The 18,219-nt window shown below is 72.2% G+C and carries 17 protein-coding genes; 10 read left to right on the top strand and 7 right to left on the bottom strand.

Annotated features, from left to right (window positions below; all coding sequences use genetic code 11):
- Positions 1-96: 96 nt before the first annotated feature.
- The 3 genes from AC156L_RS15780 to AC156L_RS15770 all read left to right on the top strand — a co-directional run bounded on the left by AC156L_RS15780 (position 97) and on the right by AC156L_RS15770 (position 4,349).
- Positions 97-1,920, top strand: coding sequence for an NACHT domain-containing protein (locus tag AC156L_RS15780; protein ID WP_330879515.1), 1,824 nt, complete (start codon positions 97-99; stop codon positions 1,918-1,920).
- 1,230 nt (positions 1,921-3,150) lie between these two features.
- Positions 3,151-3,480 carry a PadR family transcriptional regulator gene (locus AC156L_RS15775; protein WP_330879514.1) on the top strand — a complete coding sequence of 110 codons (330 nt, stop codon included), beginning with the start codon at positions 3,151-3,153 and terminating at the stop codon, positions 3,478-3,480.
- Positions 3,477-4,349, top strand: a complete 873-nt coding sequence (locus AC156L_RS15770; protein WP_330879513.1) for a hypothetical protein — start codon at positions 3,477-3,479, stop codon at positions 4,347-4,349. The genes AC156L_RS15775 and AC156L_RS15770 overlap by 4 nt, the downstream gene beginning before the upstream one ends.
- Here AC156L_RS15770 and AC156L_RS15765 read toward each other — a convergent pair.
- Both AC156L_RS15765 and AC156L_RS15760 read right to left on the bottom strand, forming a co-directional pair.
- The gene (locus tag AC156L_RS15765) at positions 4,339-5,748 is read right to left on the bottom strand and encodes an MFS transporter (RefSeq protein ID WP_330879512.1); all 1,410 of its coding nucleotides are present in this window, start codon (positions 5,746-5,748) and stop codon (positions 4,339-4,341) included. The genes AC156L_RS15770 and AC156L_RS15765 overlap by 11 nt on opposite strands.
- Before the next feature lie 76 nt (positions 5,749-5,824).
- A complete protein-coding gene (locus AC156L_RS15760; RefSeq protein WP_330879511.1) occupies positions 5,825-6,601 on the bottom strand; it encodes a glycerophosphodiester phosphodiesterase family protein in 777 nt (258 codons plus the stop codon).
- 68 nt (positions 6,602-6,669) lie between these two features.
- On the opposite strand from AC156L_RS15760, the gene AC156L_RS15755 reads away from it, so the two are divergent.
- From AC156L_RS15755 to AC156L_RS15745, 3 genes are all read left to right on the top strand, one after another.
- Positions 6,670-7,044 (top strand): hypothetical protein, encoded by a 375-nt coding sequence (locus AC156L_RS15755; protein WP_330879510.1) that lies wholly within the window; start codon positions 6,670-6,672, stop codon positions 7,042-7,044.
- Positions 7,045-7,111: 67 nt separating this feature from the next.
- Positions 7,112-9,130 (top strand): putative bifunctional diguanylate cyclase/phosphodiesterase, encoded by a 2,019-nt coding sequence (locus tag AC156L_RS15750; RefSeq protein ID WP_330879509.1) that lies wholly within the window; start codon positions 7,112-7,114, stop codon positions 9,128-9,130.
- Between the two features lie 63 nt (positions 9,131-9,193).
- Positions 9,194-9,883 (top strand): VOC family protein, encoded by a 690-nt coding sequence (locus tag AC156L_RS15745; RefSeq protein ID WP_330879508.1) that lies wholly within the window; start codon positions 9,194-9,196, stop codon positions 9,881-9,883.
- 4 nt (positions 9,884-9,887) lie between these two features.
- Here AC156L_RS15745 and AC156L_RS15740 read toward each other — a convergent pair whose 3' ends face one another.
- Entirely contained in the window at positions 9,888-10,349 is a 462-nt protein-coding gene (locus AC156L_RS15740) for a PPOX class F420-dependent oxidoreductase (RefSeq protein ID WP_330879507.1), read from the bottom strand.
- Positions 10,350-10,447: 98 nt separating this feature from the next.
- Between AC156L_RS15740 and AC156L_RS15735 the strand changes: the two genes are divergently transcribed.
- The 4 genes from AC156L_RS15735 (at position 10,448) to AC156L_RS15720 (ending at position 14,310) form a co-directional block, all read left to right on the top strand.
- Positions 10,448-10,738 carry a hypothetical protein gene (locus AC156L_RS15735; RefSeq protein WP_330879506.1) on the top strand — a complete coding sequence of 97 codons (291 nt, stop codon included), beginning with the start codon at positions 10,448-10,450 and terminating at the stop codon, positions 10,736-10,738.
- Positions 10,735-11,148: a hypothetical protein gene (locus AC156L_RS15730; RefSeq protein ID WP_330879505.1), complete on the top strand. Its 414-nt coding sequence runs from the start codon at positions 10,735-10,737 to the stop codon at positions 11,146-11,148. The genes AC156L_RS15735 and AC156L_RS15730 overlap by 4 nt, the downstream gene beginning before the upstream one ends.
- 50 nt (positions 11,149-11,198) lie before the next feature.
- The gene (locus tag AC156L_RS15725) at positions 11,199-12,038 is read left to right on the top strand and encodes an alpha/beta fold hydrolase (protein ID WP_330879504.1); all 840 of its coding nucleotides are present in this window, start codon (positions 11,199-11,201) and stop codon (positions 12,036-12,038) included.
- A gap of 136 nt (positions 12,039-12,174) precedes the next feature.
- Positions 12,175-14,310, top strand: coding sequence for a choice-of-anchor P family protein (locus tag AC156L_RS15720; protein ID WP_330879503.1), 2,136 nt, complete (start codon positions 12,175-12,177; stop codon positions 14,308-14,310).
- Positions 14,311-14,355: 45 nt separating this feature from the next.
- Here the strand turns inward: AC156L_RS15720 and AC156L_RS15715 are convergent, their stop codons facing one another.
- The 4 genes from AC156L_RS15715 to ku are packed head-to-tail and all read right to left on the bottom strand — an operon-like array spanning position 14,356 to position 17,787.
- Positions 14,356-14,910 (bottom strand): GrpB family protein, encoded by a 555-nt coding sequence (locus AC156L_RS15715; protein WP_330879502.1) that lies wholly within the window; start codon positions 14,908-14,910, stop codon positions 14,356-14,358.
- A 33-nt stretch (positions 14,911-14,943) separates the two neighbouring features.
- A complete protein-coding gene (ligD, locus tag AC156L_RS15710; protein ID WP_330879501.1) occupies positions 14,944-15,855 on the bottom strand; it encodes a non-homologous end-joining DNA ligase in 912 nt (303 codons plus the stop codon).
- Entirely contained in the window at positions 15,848-16,945 is a 1,098-nt protein-coding gene (locus tag AC156L_RS15705; protein ID WP_330879500.1) for a DNA polymerase ligase N-terminal domain-containing protein, read from the bottom strand. The genes ligD and AC156L_RS15705 overlap by 8 nt, the downstream gene beginning before the upstream one ends.
- Positions 16,945-17,787 (bottom strand): non-homologous end joining protein Ku, encoded by an 843-nt coding sequence (gene ku, locus AC156L_RS15700; protein WP_330879499.1) that lies wholly within the window; start codon positions 17,785-17,787, stop codon positions 16,945-16,947. Before ku ends, AC156L_RS15705 begins: the two co-directional genes overlap by 1 nt.
- Between the last annotated feature and the right edge of the window lie 432 nt (positions 17,788-18,219).

Below are 18,219 nucleotides of genomic sequence, written 5' to 3'. Positions count from 1 at the left end.
ACCGAGGCGCACCACCTCTCCCACCGGCGTGGAATCCGGAGAGTGGCGGTCCGGCACCGCCCGTAACGGGTGTCGGCGGTCCTCCGATGACCAGGCATGGCCGCTGGCGCTGATCTGACGACCCTGCCGCTGTCGTACGGGGCGGTGGCGCTGCTCCTGGTGGCAGCGCTGATCTGGGCGGCCAAGCAGTACCTGGGCGAGTTCTTCAAGAAGTCCGGCGCCAGCGCCTTCGACCGGTCCAGGCGTCCGCTGTCGCGTGGCGCGAAGTTCCGCAGGCGGCTGGTCCGGCGCTACGCGGACGCGGTGGAACAGGACTTCACCCGGCACCCGGTCGGATTCGTCGCCGACCAGGTGATCGACATCAACGAGACGTACGTCCCGTTGCAGTACGAACTGGACGGTGAGCGCCGGGACGTCTACGACAACATCCGGGAGAACCCCTGCACGGTGGTGATCGGTCCCGCGGGCGCGGGCAAGTCGCTGCTGCTGAAGAGCTCGATGCTCACCTGGGCGAAGCGGGTGCGCGGCGGCCGGTCCGAGCGGGTTCCGGTCCTGATCGAGTTGCACCGGTGCAACGGCACCAGCGACTCCCTGGTCGACCTGATCGTCGCGGAGCTGGCGAGGGCGCGGGTGGACAGGTCGCGCGGCGGCGGGCGGATCCGCGAACTGGTCCAGCAGGCCCTGGACGACGGTGCCCTGTCCCTGCTGTTCGACGGCTTGGACGAGGTGGGGCGCGCGGACCAGGAACGGGTGTTCGCGGCGCTGCGGGACTTCGCCAGGGAGTACGGCGACTGCCAGTTCGTCGTGACCTGCCGCGACGTGGTCTACCAGGGGCAGCCGCTGGGGCCGCGGTTCTCCCACGTCGTGCGGGTGGCGGAGTTCGACGACGCGGGTGTGATCAGGTTCCTCGGGAGCTGGCGCGGGCTGGGCGACGCGACCGCGAGGGCCGAGATCTTCGGCAGCCTCCGCAAGAACCCGGCGCTCATGCGCCTGGCCCGCAGCCCGCTGCTGCTGACGATGATCGCGTACCTGCACACCGAGGTGTTCACCAAGACGGGCAGGAGGCTGCCCACCTCGCGGCCCGCGTTCTACCAGGAGGCCATCACCCACCTGCTCGGTCGGGACGCCGACCTCGGCCGTGCCAGGTCCCTGACGGTGTACGAGGTCGGGGAGAAGCTCGCGGTGCTGCAGAAGGTCGCCCTGACGTCCATGGAGTCCACGGGGACGTCGGTCGACCGCCTGACGATCTCCAGGATGACCTTGGAGACGACCACGAAGGCGCTGCTGCCCGACCTGAACCTGGACGACTCCCACATCAAGCCCCTGCTCGACGAGATCGTCGACCGCAGCCAACTGCTCGTCGCGGTGGACAAGCGCAAGGCGCACTACGTGTTCCGCCACCTGACGCTGCAGGAGTACCTCGCGGCCACGGAGCTGGCCGACAGCCCCGACAGCCTGCTGGAGCGGTACCTCGCCGATCCGCTCGCGTGGCGGGAGACGGTGAAGCTGTGGTGCGGCGCGAGCAACAGGGACAGCACCAAGGTGATCGCGGAGATCTTCGGCTCGCCCGAGGCGCACCACAAGATCCTGGCGCTGGAGTGCCTGTCGGAGGCCAAGCGGGTGGACGGCGACTTCGCCACGGCGATCGTGAACCACTTCCTGCGGCAGCTCGGTGTCGTGTGTCGTGGGTCCGGACCGCGCGGCCGTCGTCGCCGCGTTGGGTTCGGTCGCCGCCGACAGCAGACCGCGCGGACAGGAGGTGCTCCGGCGGCTCGCGAGCCTCGCGCTGTCCGACGGCCCGGCCAAGGTCGACGCCATGCAGGCGCTGTCGGCGTCCGGGAGGCCGGAGGCGGCGCTCGCCCTCGCCCCGCAGGCCGACGCGGATGCCGACGGCCGGGCGGCACTGCGCGGGATGGGTGAACTGGCGCTGACCGTTCTCACCGCACGGGCGGCGGAGGGTTTCCTCTGGGCGGTGGACGACCTGGCCGTGGTGGGCACACCCGCCGCGGCCACGGCGCTGGTCGACCTGCTCTGGGCCGACGGCCGAGCGGCCACCCGCGCCGCGTGGCGGTTGGCGGAACTGATCCGGAACCCCGATGTGGAGGAGCAGTTGCGCCGCGCCTCACCAGCGGTGACCGACGTGGAGGCCGAGGCGTGGATGTGGCAGCCGTTCACGCGGCGCAAGGACGATCCCCTGCTGCTGATCGGAGGCAGGATCGGTCGGCTCCTGAGGGATTCCGACGTCGACGCCATTCCCCCCGACACCTCCGTGATCGATCCCAGGCTCGCCATCCCCGTTGCCCTGGACGCCGTGCGCGGGCAGAAGTTCTCCGACGATCGAGCCATGAAGGAGGTCAAGGAGCGGATCCCCAGGGCGAGTCGCACCAACGACTACTCGGTCAGGGTCTACCTCAAGGGCGTCTTCGCCACCGCCGCGACCGAGTCCGAACCCGATGACCAGGTGGCCGCGCTGCTGGATTCGCTGTCCCGCGGGTGCGGGCTGTCGTCGGTGCAACTCCGTCTGCTCGGACTCCTCAGCTGGCCCGCGCGGGCGGCGGTCTACGGCGAGGTGCTGAGCCAGAGCGGGAACACGACGTCCAGCCTGGTGCGCAACGACGACTGGCTCACCGTGTTCGAGCCGCGGCGGGGAACACGTCACCTGTGGTCGATGACGAGCGGGGTACTGGGGTTCACGGGGCTCGTGTCCGCGTTCGCGGGGCTCTACGGCTCCTTTCTGCTCCTGACCCGCGGCTGGGAGCTGATGCCGACCTGGGTCGGCTACGTGAACGTGTGCAGCGTCGCGTTCATCGCGGCGGTGGTCCTGTACATCTACAAGGAATCCATCAACGAGTCGTTCGGGCTCCTCTTCGCCCTGGGTGGCCTGGTGACGACCACGTCGCTGGTGATCACGGGAGTCGCGTTCTGGTGGGAGAGGCTGTCCTGGCCGGGGATCGCCGGGGTCGTGGGGGTCAACGCGCTGGCGGTCCTGTCCTGGTTCCTGGCGCACCGGCGTGACCGCGTCAACGACAACCCCTTCCGCCGCTGCCTGGAGGCCGACGCGTCACGTCTCGACGATCGGACGTCGGTGATCGCGAGCTGACCCGTGCTGACGCTTGCCGGCATATACCGCTTTCCGATATAACTCGTTACATGAGTGCTCGGGTGATGACGGAGCAGACCTTCCTGGTGCTGACCGCGCTCGCGGAGGAGCCGCTGCACGGCTACGCGATAGTCCAGGCCGTCGACGCGCTGTCGGAGGGCCGGATGAAACTGCGGGTCGGCACGCTCTACGGGGTGCTGGACCGCCTGGTCGCCGACGGGTTCGCCGAACGCGACCGCGAGGAGGTCCACCAGGGCCGTCTCCGCCGCTACTACCGGCTCACCGACAGCGGCGTGCGCGCCCTCTCGGCCGAGGTGGCCCGGCTCTCGGCGAACGTGCGGGCGGCGTCGCTCGTGCTCAGGACCAGGGGAGCGCTGTGACCAACCTGGAGAACCGCTACCGCGCGCTGCTGCGGCTGCTGCCGCCGTGGTACCGGGCCGAGCGCGAGGAGGAGATGGTCGGCCTGTTCCTCGCCGACCGCACCGACGACCTCGACCTGGAGCACGGCTGGCCGGGCTGGGGCGAGACCGGCGCGACGATCGCCCTCGCCGTGCGGACCCGGTTCGCCGCGTCCGGCGCCCCCGCGCGGGCGGTCGCCGCGGGCGACGTCGTGCGGCTGGTCGCGCTGGTCGGCGCGCTCGTGCTGGGCGCCTACGCGGCGCAGGGTCTGCTGCTGTCCCCGATACCCGCGGGCGGCCCCGTGCCGCTGGCCGACCTCGCCGCGCTGGCGGGCTCGGTCGCGGTGGTCACCGGGTTCCGCGGGGTGGCGAAGGCGCTGTTCACCGCCCTGTCCGTGCTCGCCCTGGTGCGGCTGGTCCTGGAGTGGACCGGCCCGACGACGCCGCTGGACCTGTTCTGGCAGGTGCCGCTGTGGCTGACCACGCTCGCCCTCGTCACGGGCTTCCACCGCGACGTCCCCACCCCCGCGCTCGGCCGGTGGCGGTGGGCGCTGGCCGGGGCCGCGGTGGTCTCCGGGGCGGCGCTGGTCCACCCCTACTCCCCCTACCCGGTGACCACGATCGCGGTGGTCCCCGCGGCGGTGGTCGGCGCAGGCCTGCTGCGCCGCCGCTCCCCGGTCGCGGCCACCGCCCTCGGCGTGTGGATCGCGGCGCTGCTGCCGATCGAACTGGTGTACGCGGACCACCCCGGCGTCGCGGCCGTCGCGGCGGTGATGGTCGCCGCCGCGACCGCCCTGCTGGTCGTCGGCCTGCGCGGGCTCCGACGACCAGCACCACCCGTCACACCTTGACCGGCACCGGGTTCCCGGACGCCTCGATCGCGCGCCGCACCGGCACGAAGATCATCAGCACGAACCCGACCACGAAGAACACCACCAGCGAGATGATCGCCAGCCGGAACGACCCGGTCGCCTGGCCGACACCGGCGAACACCAGCGGGCCGAGCCACGACGTGGAGCGCTCGCCGATCTCGTAGAGCGAGAAGTACTGGGCCTCGCGGCCGGGCGGCACCATCTGGCTGAACAGCGACCGCGACAGGGCGTTCGTGCCGCCCAGCACGAGACCGATGCCGACCGCGAGCCCGTAGAACTGGAACTGCTGCCCGGCCTGCACGAAGTACGCGAAACCGATCACCACGATCCACACCAGCAGGCTGATCTGGATGGTGCGCTTGGCGCCCCACCGCTTCGCGCCCCACCCGTGCAGCACACCGCCGAAGAACGCGACGAACTGGACGATCAGGATCGTGGAGATCAGCACCGTCTCGTCGAGCTTCAGCTCGTCGCGCCCGTACTGCGCCGACACCCCGGCCACGGTGGAGATGCCGTCGGTGTAGATCAGGTAGGTGAACAGGAACGCGAGCGTCAGCGGGAACAGCCGCGCCGACTTGAACGTCTGCCCGAGTTCCTTGAACCCCGCCACGATGATCCCGGCGCCGTGCTCACCGCCGTGCGGGGCCTGGTGGCGGCGCAGCCGCGACAGCGGGATGAGCGTGAACCCCGCCCACCACAACCCGGACAGCACGAACGCGAACCGCACCGCCGTCGCCTCGCTGATGCCGACCGCGTCGTGCCCGATGAACAGCGCCAGCTGGATCGCCAGCGCGATCCCGCCCCCGAGGTACCCGAACGCCCACCCGCGCGCCGACACCGCGTCGCGCTCGTCGGGTGTCGCGATCTCGGGGAGGAACGAGTAGTAGACGACGACCGACGAACCCCAGCAGATGTTGGAGAGGATGAACAGGACCACCCCCAGCGACCAGTCCGAGCCGCCGACGAACCCGAGCGCCGCCGTCGCGAGCGACCCGGCGAACGCGAACCCGCCCAGCATCCGCCGCTTGTTCTGCGTCCGGTCGGCGATGGCGCCCATCACCGGCAGCACCAGCACCTGCACGACCGTCGCGATCGACAGCAGGTAGCCCCACAGCGAGCCCGCCGGGAAGTGCACGCCGAACGCCGAGATGTCGCACTGCTGCAACGAGCTGTCCGCGCACGCGTTCGGGCCGTTGCGCGCGGTGTCCGCCTGCGCCTCGACCTTCGCCACGGCGGTCAGGTAACCCGAGAGGAACACCGTCCCCACCGACGTGGGGAACACCGAGTTCGCCCAGTCGTACCAGCACCAGCCGCGCTGCTCGCGAAGCCGTTCCGGTGCGGTCCCCGCGCTCTCGGGGCTGCTGTCCACCACGCTCATGACGGCGGACTGTACTGGTCGGGTGAACCGATGATCGACGGTTACCCCAAGCTGTTGTCAATCGGCCACCTCGGCGTCAGGAACCCGCCCACACCTCCCGCGCCCGCAGCACGTCGCGCAGCACGTCCGGCCGGTCGGTGACCAGCCCGTCGACGCCCAGGTCCAGCAGCCGCGCCATCTCCTCCCGGTCGTCGACCGTCCACACGTGCACCTCGGAGCCGCGCAGGTGCGCGGCCCGCACGAACCGCCGGTCCACCACCCGGAGCCTGCCGCGCGCCGCGGGCACCTGGGCCAGCACCCCCCGCACGGCCAGCCCCGCCACCGGCACCCGGCCCGCCATCCACAGCGCCCCCACCGACCTCGGACCCATCGACGTGAGCAGCCGGGGCCCGCCCAGCCGCCGCAGCCGCGCCAGCCGGGTGTCGGAGAACGACGCCAGGCACACCCGCCCCATCGCCCCGGACCGCCGCAGCACCGCCAGCACCGGCTCCACCGCCGAGTCGGCCTTCACGTCGATGTTGAACAACGCCTCCGGCAGCTCCTCCAGCAGATCCGCCAACCGGGTGATCTTCTCGCGACCGCCGATCATCGCCCTCCCCACCGACGACCACGGCTGCTCCGCGACCGCCCCGCTCCGGTCGGTCGTGCGGTCCAGCGTCCGGTCGTGGTGCACCACCACCACGCCGTCGGACGTGGCGTGCACGTCGGTCTCCAGGTAGCGGTACCCCTCGGTGGCCGCGCGGCGGAACCCGGACAGGGAGTTCTCCATGCCCGAGAGGTCGTCGAGGTGCCACCCGCGGTGGGCGTACGCCCTCGGGTGCGGCCCGTCCAGGTACGGATGCGTGTCGCTCACGGCAAGCAGTGTGCCTTGGCGGCGTGGCGCTGGAGCGAACGGCGGGTGGCGGGATACCGTCGCGCGCCATGGAACTGGTGACCGAGGCCGAGGGCGCCGTCGCCGTGATCGGCCAACGCCGCGAGGTCGCCCGGCATTGCGCCTGGTGCGGTCGGCGACTGCCCGACCACGGCCGGATAGGCCGCCCCCGCCGCTACTGCGCCCAACCGTGCAGGCAGCGCGCCTACGAACGGCGCGCGGCCGTGCAGCGCGGAGGGCTGCCCGAGGACGCCGTGGTGCTCTCCAGCACCGAGCTGGCCGACCTCCAGGACAGGTTGTTCCAGCTCAGGTGTGCCGCGGAGGACATCATGACGGCGGCGGAGGACGGTGCGGGCGGCGACGAGCTGCGCGGCCTCGCCGCGGGCGTGGTGGACGCCGCACGAGGTCTGGAGCGGTTGCGCTGAACGGTAGCGGCTTGCCCACGGACCGTGATCTCCACCATCATGTCGCGCGGGTGGCGAGGAGGACTGCGTGACCAGCAACAGCGCCTTGTACCGCGAGGTGCTCGACCGGGCGAACGTCGGCTACGGCGTCACCGACCCGCGTGGAACGCTGCGCTGGGCCAACCCGGCACTGGCGGGGCTGCTCGGCGTCGCACTGGAGCACGTCGTGGGCCGTTCGCTGCCCGCGCTGCTGCCGGGCACGCCCGAGCGCCCGAGGTCCGGGCTGACCCTGCTCACGCCCAGCACGTGCGACCAGGGCCACCGGTGGCTGGAGGTCTCGTGCAGGCGCATCTCGCCCGACGAGCTGCTCTACCAGATGGTGGACGTCTCGGCGTGGCGCGACCGCGAGCTGGAGGCGACCCACGAGGCCGACGCGCTGCGCCGCGCCCAGGTGCTGGGGCGGATGGGCACGTGGGAGTGGCACATCGCCGAGGACCGGATCGTGTGGTCGGACACGCTCCTGGAGATGTGGAACATGCCCAAGGGCACGCAGATGGACTTCCAGGGGTACACCGAGCTGGTGCACCCCGAGGACCTGCCGATGATCCAGGCGGTCCTCCAGGAGGCGATGCGGACCGGCGCGGGCTTCAACTTCACCCACCGCATGACCCACCCCGACCTCGACACCGGCCTGGTCGTGGAGCGCGTGTTCGAGTGCTTCGGCGAGATCGTGCACGACGAGCACGGCGTCCCCGTGCGGGCGCTGGGCACCGCCCACGACATCACCACCGCCCGCCGGGTGCACGACGAGCTGCTGCTGATGGCCGAGCAGGACCCGCTGACGGGCCTGTCGAACCGGCGCGCGATCACCCGCGAGCTGGAGCGGCAGCTCGCGACCGGCGGCGACGGCGCCCTGCTGCTGCTGGACCTGGACAACTTCAAGGACGTCAACGACCTGCGCGGGCACGCCGTCGGCGACCGGCTGATGCGGTCGCTGGCCGTGGCGCTGCGCTCGCGGCTGGAGGAGCCGCAGCTCATCGGCAGGCTCGGCGGCGACGAGTTCGCGGTCGTGCTGCCCGGCCTGGCCGGCCCGGAGGCCGAGGTGGTCGCGCACCGGCTGCGCGACGCGGTGTCGGCGCTGCCGCTGGTCGGGGTCGCCCCGAACTCCCGCATCACGGTCAGCACCGGCGTCGCCACCTACACCTCGGGCGATGCCTGGGAGCTGGTGCTCGCCAACGCGGACCTCGCGCTCTACGCGTCGAAGGCCGCGGGCCGCAACCGCGTCACCGTCTACGAGCCCGGCCACTACGCCGACACCGTGAAGCGGGTCTCGGTGATGGACCGGCTGCGCACCGCGCTGGAGACCGGCGGTCTCGCCCTGCACGCGATGCCGATGGTGCAGCTCGTGTCGGGCAAGGTGCTCGGCCACGAGATCCTGCTGCGCCTGGAGGACGGCCAGGAGCCGTACCTGGGCCCGGCGGAGTTCCTGCCCGAGGCCGAGCGGTCCAACCTCGTGCACGACATCGACCGGTGGGTGCTCAACCGCGCGATCGACACCCTCGTGCGGCACCCCGACCCCGATCTGCGGTTCAACGTCAACGTGTCGGGCCGGACCCTGGAGGACGAGGACTTCGCCGGGTTCGTGCTCGACCGGCTCGCCGGAGCGGGGGTGGCGCCCGGCAGGCTCGGGCTGGAGATCACCGAGACCGCCGCCGTCACCAACCTGGACGCGGCCCGCTCGCTCGCGCTGAAGCTGCGCGGGTACGGCTGCCGCATCACCCTGGACGACTTCGGCTCCGGTTTCGGGTCGTTCGTGCACCTCAAGCACCTGCCGATCACCGGGATCAAGATCGACGGCGAGTTCGTGCGCGGCATCGACGAGCACAGCACCGATGCCGTTCTGGTATCCGGGATCGTGGAGATCGCCCGAGGCCTCGGACTGTCCGCCGTCGCCGAGTGGGTCGAGCGCCCCACCCAGGTGGAAGCGCTGGTCAGACTGGGTGTCCGGGTGGGCCAGGGATTCCACCTCGGCAAGCCCCGACCGCTCGCCGAGGTGCTCGCGGACCGCGCGGTAGGGCCGAATGGAGCATTGAAGTCGGCTCGGTGAGCCGCACATGATGGGCCCGTTCGGGGATTCTCACTGGTTCTCACTCATGAACGGACCCACCACGTGCTGTTGTCCCACCCGGCCCGAGGGCTGCGTCGGATCGAACTGACGACCGACGCTCCCGAGCCGACCGCCGACTTCTTCTCCCAGCTCCTGGGCTGGGCGGTGCTACCCGAACCCGGTGACGTGTTCGGCGGCTGGGTGGGTGACCGCCTCGCCGTCCGCATCAGTCCGGGGGAGCCGAACGGGTGGCGGCTGGTGTTCGCGGGCCTGCCCGTTCGGGCAGTGGACCCCGGCGTGTCGGTCGACCGCGGGCGCGTGCTGCACGGACCGTGGGCGCCCGAACCACGACCGGGGGAGCCGTGCTGGGTGGAGCTGCTCGGCGTCGCCGACGCCGACGAGCGCTACGCGGACGAGCTGGGCTGGCACGTCCGCGACCCCGAGGAGCCCTTCAGCCTCTTCGAGGCCGAGTTCGACGGCCACCGCAGACCCGTGGCGGGCAGGCTGACCGCCGACACCGGCCTGGCCGCGGGCTGGACGGTGTACTTCTCCGTCCCCGACGTCGCCGCGGCGGTGGCGTCGGCGACCGACCTCGGCGGCAGCGTCGTCGTGGCACCCCGCGAGGTCCCGACCGGGCTGGTCGCGTCGATCGCCGACCCCTCGGGCGCGGTCGTGGCGCTCCTCCAGGACCCGGTCGGGTGGGGCGGGACGTGGGCGCACGTCCCGGAGCCGACCGACTCCGGGACGGCGTAGGCCCTCAGTCCGCCAGTTCGGGCGGGAACCCGCCGGTGGCGATCGGACCCCACCGTTCGATCGTCACCCGGATGAGGCTCTTGCCCTGCCGCACCATCGCCGCCCGGTACTCGTCCCAGTCGGGGTGCTCCCCGGCGATGCAGCGGAAGTACTCCACCAGCGGCTCGACCGAGTCCGGCAGGTCCAGCACCTCCGCGCGCCCGTCGACCTGCACGTAGGGGCCGTCCCAGTCGTCGGACAGCACGCACACCGTGACGCGGTCGTCGCGGCGGGCGTTGCGGGACTTCGCCCGCCGCGGGTAGGTGGACACGACGATCCGGCCCTCCCGGTCGACGCCGCACGCCACCGGCGACACCTGGGGGCGTCCGTCGGAGCGGGCGGTGATGAGCAGGCCGCGGTGGCGCGGCCGGAGGAAGTCGAGCAGGTGTTCCCGCTCGACGACGTCAGCGGTGGCGATCTTCGGCATGGCCACCAGCCTAGGGACCGGCACCCGCGGACGCCGGTCGCGCCACCCGCCCCCGCGGAGACGTTCCGCACCGTGACCAGGCCGGCTATGATCGGACCATGACCGCCTCGGCCTTCGCGGACCGCTCACCCGCCGACCAGTACCTGGTCCAGCGGATCTCGGCGCGCGACGGGGTCGACGCCACTCTGCTGGCCGCGCTGCCGCCGCACGAGCTCGACCGGCTCCTGCCCGGCGCTCGCACGGCCTTCGAGCACCGCGAGCAGGTGGCCCACGCCGTGCTCACCCACCGGGGCATCGACCCGACCACGCCCGAGTACCAGGCCGCCGACACGCTGGCCCGAGCCATCCTGGCCAGGGTGGACCACCCCGGCTCGGACCACGCCGCGTGACCCTGCCCCGCGCGCTGCTGCTCGACTCGTCCTTCCTGGCGGCCTACGAACGCGAGCTCAACCCCCGCCTGGCCCAGGCCGTGGTGGTGCAGGCGATCACGAGCGGGCGCCTGCTGATCGTCCCCGCCCTGTCGCTGCTGGTCGCGGGCACCGAGCTGAACGGCCACCACCCCGACCTGTCCTGGTTGCTCAACGACCCCGCGGGCCCCGTGCAGGCCCTCGCGCTGTCCACGACCAACGCGCTGGAGATCGGCGAACAGGCCGCCCTGGCAGGCTCGACGGACCTGGCGGGCCTGGAGGTGGCGCAGATCGTGGTGGAGGCCGCGGGCAGCCCCACCGCCGTCATGACCTACCAGCCGAAGCTGTACGAGGGCTCCGCCGTGCAGGTCATGGACATGCGTCCCCAGTAGCGCTCCCTCCGAGTCGCTCGTCCGGCGGCCCGGTGCGCGAAGATGACCCGGTGCCCCGATTCACCTCCTACGACGGCACCCGCCTCGCCTACCACGAGCGGGGTTCCGGTGAGCCGCTGCTGTGCCTGCCCGGCGGCGCGGGCCGCGCCGCGGCCTACCTGGGCGACCTCGGAGGGCTCTCGGCGCACCGACGGCTCGTGCTGCTGGACAACCGGGGGACCGGCGACTCCGAGGCCCCCGCCGACCCGGCGACCTACCGGCGCGACCGGCTCGCCCACGACGTCGAGGCGCTGCGCCGCCACCTCGACCTCGCCCGGATCGACCTGCTGGGCCACTCCGCGGGCGCCGGGATCGCCATGTCCTACGCCACCGACCACCCCGACCGGCTGCGCCGCCTGGTGCTGCTCAGCCCCGCGCTGCGCGCCGTCGACCTCACGCCCACCGCCGAGGACTGGGCCCGCCACCTGGGCTCCCGCGCCCACGAGCCGTGGTTCCCGGCCGCGTCCGCCGCGCTCGACCTGCTGAACGCGGGCGGCGCGGGCCACGACGAGCGCGTCACCGCGGCCCCGCTGTTCTACGGCCGCTGGGACGACACCGCCAGGGCCCACGCCGAGGCCGAACGGGGCCAGCGCTCGCTCCCGGCCCTGCGCGGCTACTGGGCGTCCGGCGCGTTCACCCCCGGCGTCACCCGCCGCGCGCTGGTGGGGCTGGACGTCCCCGTGCTCGTCTACACCGCCGACCGCGACCCGGTCTCCCCGCCCCACCGGTGCGCCGAGCTCGCCGAGCTGATCCCGACCGCGACCCTCACCGTGCAGCGGGGCGGCGGGCACTTCCCGTGGCTCGACGACCCCCGCCACCTGGTCGCCGAGATCGCCGGTTTCCTGGGCTGAACGGGTGGTTCCCGCGGTGCCCCACGCCTGGCGCCACCTGATGTGAGGATCACTCCGTATTCGATCGCGATCCTGCTTCTCCTTCCATGGTGGTCACCCGACCGGTGATCGCCACTACTGGAAGTGAGAACCGAACATGAGACCCAGGCACTCCGCGGTCGCAGTGCTCACGGCGTTCACCCTCGTGGTGTCCGCCGGGCAGGCGTTCGCCGTCGACGGCAACCTGCCCGGCGGCACCGGCATCTCCGTCGCCATCACCACCCCCGCCGACGGCACCGTCTTACCGCCCGGCCCGGTGACCGTCACCGGCACCGCCTCCATCGGCCAGGGCCAGCCCGTCGCCAACACCTCGATCACCTACGTCCTGGACGTCTCCGGCAGCACGTCGGCGGGCGTGGCCGCGGGCTGCGGGGGAGACCAGAACGGCGACGGCGCGCCCAACCAGATCCTCGACTGCGAGGTCGCCGCGGCCCGCGCCCTCAACGCCCAGGCCGTCGGGCTCGGCACCGTCGCCCAGGTCGGCGCCGCGGTGTTCGGCAGCGCGGGCGCGACCGCCGACGTCGCCCCCGCCGCCGGTGACCAGCTCACCACCACCCCGGGCGCCGACACCAACGCCAACGGCACCCGCGACGTCGAGGAGGTCCTCGCCTCGGCCAACAACAACCCCGGCGGCCTCGGGCTCTTCACCGCCCGCGCCCCCGGCAGCGGCTCCACCAACTTCGCCGACGGCATCACCAAGTCCACCACCGTCGCCACCGCGTCCACCACGCCGCGCAAGCTGGTCGTGTTCCTCTCCGACGGCATGAACAACGGCCCCGCCATCGCCGGACCGCTGGGCGCGGTCCCCGCCGACCTCGACTACTTCACCTTCGCCGTCGGCACCGGCTCCTCCTGCGGCAGCGGCGCCAACACCCTCCAGCAGATCGCCGACGCCACCGGCGGCACCTGCACCAACGTCCCCGACGTCGCCCAGCTGCCCGCGATCCTGCCCGGCGTCATCTCCTCCACGCTGACCGCGCTCACCCTGCGCGTCGACGGCGGTGCCCCGATCGCCGTCACCTCCACCACCCCGGCCCTGCCCCAGAACGGCCCGGCCGCCGTCACCTACACCGTCGACACCCCGGCGCTGGCCGCGGGCACCCACGAGCTGTGCGTCACCGCCGCTGGCACCGACGGCGGCGGGAACGGCGACGTCACCGACTGCACCACCATCACCGTCAACGCCCCGCCGGTCGTCACCCCCGGCGGCCCCTACGCGGGCCAGGAGGGCACCGGCGTCAGCCTCGCGGGCACCGTCACCGACCCCGACGGCCCCGGCCTCACCACCGCCTGGAGCATCGCCCCCGCCTCCGGCGTCGATCCGGGAGCCACCTGCGCCTTCGGTGACGCCACCCAGCAGAACACCACCGTCACCTGCACCGACGACGGCGTCTACACCGTCACCCTCACCGCGAACGACGGCGTCAACGCCCCCGTCGCGCAGAACGCCACCCTCACCCTCACCAACGTCGCCCCCGCCGTCACCATCACCGCCCCCGCCACCGGCGTCACGGTCACCCGCGGCACCCCGGTGGCGTTCACCGCGCCCTTCACCGACATCGCCACCAACGACACCCACACCTGCACCGTCGACTTCGCCGACGGCACCCCCGTCGTCGCGGGCACCGTCTCCCAGGCCCCCGGCTCCGGCACCTGCTCCACCAGCCACGCGTTCACCGCGCTCGGCGTCCACAACGTGCTGGTGACCATCACCGACGACGACGGCGCGGCGGCCACCGCCACCGTCAAGGTCGTCACCTACCTGCGCGGCGAGGCCTTCGCGCTGGCGGCCACCGGCCTCATCACCGTCGCCAAGACCCCGCACGCCACCTGCCCGCCCAACCAGGACAAGACCACCGCCACCCTCACCGTGCTCGGCCTCGCCACCGTCCAGGCCCTGCACGCCGACTGCACCCTCGACCCGGTGACCGGCACCACCACCGCCAACGCCACGGTCGACGGCGCCACCCTCCTCGGCGGCGCGATCACCATCAGCATGATCGAGAGCCACTGCACCTCCGGCGCGAGCGGCATCACCGGCTCGTCCACGGTCGGCACCATCAACGGCACCCCGATCGGCTCCGGCTCCGGCTCGCTGGGCATCCCCGGCGTCGCCCAGGTCTTCTACAACGAGACGACCACGACCCCGTCCGGCCAGCTCGTGCAGAACGCCGTCCGCGTGAGGACGCTGCTGGGCCAGGAGATCATCCTGTCCGGCTGCCGACTCGGCTGACCCCACGTGGTGGGGAGCCCCGCGCGGGGCTCCCCACCACCACGGCTAGGCCCTCGCCCCGATCGCGGTCACCACCGACGTCTTCGCGTCCGCGTACTCCTGCACGTAGGTCCACGTCCGCGCCGCCAGCTCCCGCTTCGTCCGCTCGTAGAGCTCCCGGTCCTCCGGCACGGCCCGCAGCCGGTCCCGGAACCGCACCATCTTGGCGATCTCCGGGCAGTCCGCCGAGTACACGTGCAGGTTGACGTCCGTGTCCGGCCCCTTGAACAGCCGGTGCTCGTACTCGGCCTCCCGGATGCGCAGCACGTACCCCGCCGCCTCCAGCGGCGGCACGTACGCCGCCTCGTCCGTCGAGTCCGGCACCCCCAGCACCACGTCCACGATCGGCTTCGCCGCCAACCCCGGCACCGACGTCGACCCCACGTGCTCCAGCACCACGGCCACCGGCCCCAGCGCCCCGCGGATCCGCGCCTCCTCCCGCTCGAACAGCCCCGGCCACGCCGGGTCGTACTCCACCAGCGTCACCGTCGAGTTCAGCTTCGGCACCTCGCGCACGAACGCACGCGCCAACCGCTCTTCCATGCTCTCGGACACGACCATCCCCTCCTGAAGGCAGTCGGCCAGGATAACCCCTCAGCCGGGCAGCCGTCGCGGGTCGTCGGGCAGGTCCGCGAACAGGTCACCCCCGTGCGTCACCCGCTCCAGCACGTCCTCCGCCGTGAACACCAGCTCCTCCGGCCGCGCGCACGCCCCCACCTCGTCCCACGACACCGGCGTCGACACCGACGGCACCGCCCGCGCCCGCAGCGAGTACGCCGCCACCGTCGTCTTCGCCGGGTTGTTCTGCGACCAGTCGATCAGCACCTTCCCCGGCCGCGCCGCCTTCGCCATCGTCGACACCACCAGCTCCGGGTGCGCCTCCGCGAGCCGCACCGCCACCCCCTTGGCGTAGACCGCCGTCCGCTCCGGCGAGGACACCTCCACCGGCGCGTACAGCTGCATCCCCTTCGACCCGCTCGTCTTCGCGAACACCGCCAGCCCGTCGCGCTCCAGCTCCACCCGCACCAGCTCCGCCACCCGGCAGCACTCCACCACCGTCGCGGGCGCCCCCGGATCCAGGTCGAACACCAGCAGGTCGGGGGAGCGCTTCCCACCCCGCGGACCCACCGTCCACTGCGGGACGTGCAGCTCCAGCGCCGCCAGGTTCGCCACCCACACCAGCGTCGGCAGGTCCTCCACCACCACGAAGTCCGCGTACTCGTTGCCCTTCACGCTGCCCGGCGTCGCGATCCGCACCGTCCTCACCCACTCCGGCGCGTGCCGCGGCACGTTCTTCTCGAAGAACGACGGCCCGTCCACCCCGTCCGGGTACCGCCGCAACGTCGCCGGGCGCCCCGCCAGCCGCGGCAGCAGCACCGGCGCCACCCGCGAGTAGTAGTCGATCACCTCGGCCTTGGTGAACCCCGTCTCCCGGTACAGCACCTTGCCCAGGTTCGACAGCTTCAGCAGCCGCCCCTCCACCCGCACCGCCGTCGTCTCACCCACGCCGCCGCCCCTCCACCGCGACCCGCACCCACGCCGCGGACCGCACACCGGGGGAGTAGACCGAATCCGACCGCTTCGCCACCACCCCGCCCAACCCCTGCTCACCGCTCGCCGCCAGCACCGCCTCACCGCCACCCCGGAACGCGGGCGGTGTCAGCCACGACGGCCCGCTCACCCCCAGCTCCTCCAGCAGCACCCGCCGGTCCTCGTGCGGCAGCTCCAGCGTCGACCGCCCCTCCAGGTGCAGCAGGTCGAACGCCAGGAAGGTCACCGGCGCCGCCTTCGCCGCCCGCCGAGCCCGCGCCGCCGTCGCCGCCTCCGTCCGCCGCCGCAACGCCGACGCGCTCGGCCTCCCACCGTCGAACGCCACCACCACCCCGTCCAGCACGGCCTGCGTCATCCCCAACCGCGCCCCCAACCCCTGCAACTCCGGGAACGACGACGTCACGTCCTCGCCCCGACCGTCCGCCACCACCACCCGCCCACCCTCGACCCGCACCACCACCCGCACGCCGTCCCACGCGAACTCGTAGGACCACCCACCGTCCTGCTCGGCCGGCGGCAACACCCCGTCGGTCGCCAGCATCGGCCGCAGGTCCGCCGGCAACGACACCCAGTCCGGCCGCGCCGCCACGTGCCGCCGCCGCACCATCCAGTCGCGACCCGACGACCCGTCCCGCCGGAAGAACACGAACTCGCCGTCGACCCGCTCCCCGTGCAGCACCACGTCGACCTCGCGGTCCGACCACTTCACCGTCTCGTAGCGACCGCGGTCCCACAGGAACATCTCCCCGCCGCCGTACTCGCCCTTCGGGATCACCCCCGAGAACCCCGCGTACTCCAGGGGGTGGTCCTCGGTGTGCACCGCCAACCGGATCACCCCCGGCTCCGGCGGCAGTCCCTTCGGCACCGCCCACGACACCAGCACCCCGTCGCGCTCCAGCCGCACGTCCCAGTGCAGCGACGACGCGTGGTGCTCCTGGATCACGAACGTGTCGTCGGCGCCGTGGGGGAGCACCGCCGGATCCGGCACCGGCTCGGGCGTGCGACCGGGATCCCGCTTGCGCCGGTACTCCGAGAGGTCGGCCATCAAGCGGAACTGGCCTTCTTCTCCGCCGAGGCCTTCTTCCCGGCCTTGGCCGACTTCGCGGGCCCGCCCCGCGCCGACTTGGCCGCCTCCACGCTCCGCTCCAGCGCCGTCATCAGGTCGATCACCTCACCGGCCTCCTCGGCCTCCCCGGCGACGGGCAGCGCCACCCCCTCGGCCTTGGCCGTGATCAGCTTCTCCATCGCGTCCCGGTAGTCGTCGGTGAACTCCTCCTCCTCGAACGACCCCGCCATGCTCTCCACCAGCGACGACGCCATCCGCAACTCCTGGGGCCGCACCTCGACGCCACTTCCCAGGAAGTCGAACTCCGGCCGCCGGATCTCGTCCGGCCACAACATCGTGTGCAGCACCAGCACGTCGTCCCGCGCCCGCAACGTCGCCAACGTCTGCCGCTGACGAATCGTGATCTTCACGACCGCCAACCGCTCAGCGTCCTCCAACGCCGTCCGCAACAGCACGTACGGCCGCACCGCGGCCTTGTCCGGCTCCAGGTAGTACGACTTCTGGAAGTAGATCGGGTCGATCTCCTCCACCGGCACGAACTCCAACACCTGGATCGACCGGTCCGTCTCGATCGGCAAGGTCTCGAAGTCCTCACCGTCCAACACCACGACCCGCCCGTCCTCCAACTCGTAGCCCTTCGCGATGTCCGCGAAAGCCACCTCCTCACCGCACGCGGAACAGACCCGCTTGTACCGAATCCGCCCCCCGTCCTCCCGGTGCATCTGGTGGAACCGAAAATCGTGCTCCTCGGTGGCCGAGAACAGCCGAACCCCGATCGTGACCAGCCCGAAGGACACAGCACCACGCCAGACCGACCTCATGCCAAATTGCTACCCCCGACATGCCCAAACCGCATCCCGGCATCACCCACACGGACTAACGGCAGCAGAAAACGCTGCTCACTGCTCACTGCTCACTGCTCACTGCTCGGTGGCCTGGCTACTGACCTGGCATTGATCTGGCCGCTCGCCGGGTCAGTGGTCACTGGTCGGTGACCTGCCCCTGACCCGCCACCGACCCCTCCCGACCCCTCCCGACCCATCACCGATCCATCATCGACCCGCCCCGGCCCGCCGCTGGTCGGGTCAGTGGTGTGGTGTGGTGGTGTGGCTGGTTGTGGTGGTGATCACCCTGTCAAGGGTGTCGTGGTGGAGACGAACGCGAGTACCTCGATCACCCGTTCACCGGTGGGCGGCGGGTCGAGGTCCTCGGGTTCGAGCAGCACCACACGCCCGTCCTCGAGCCGGTACCCC

The sequence above is a fragment of the Umezawaea sp. genome (assembly GCF_057122925.1).
The sequence above is the reverse complement of the archived record's forward strand: the minus strand, read 5'-3'. Positions and strand labels throughout refer to the sequence as shown.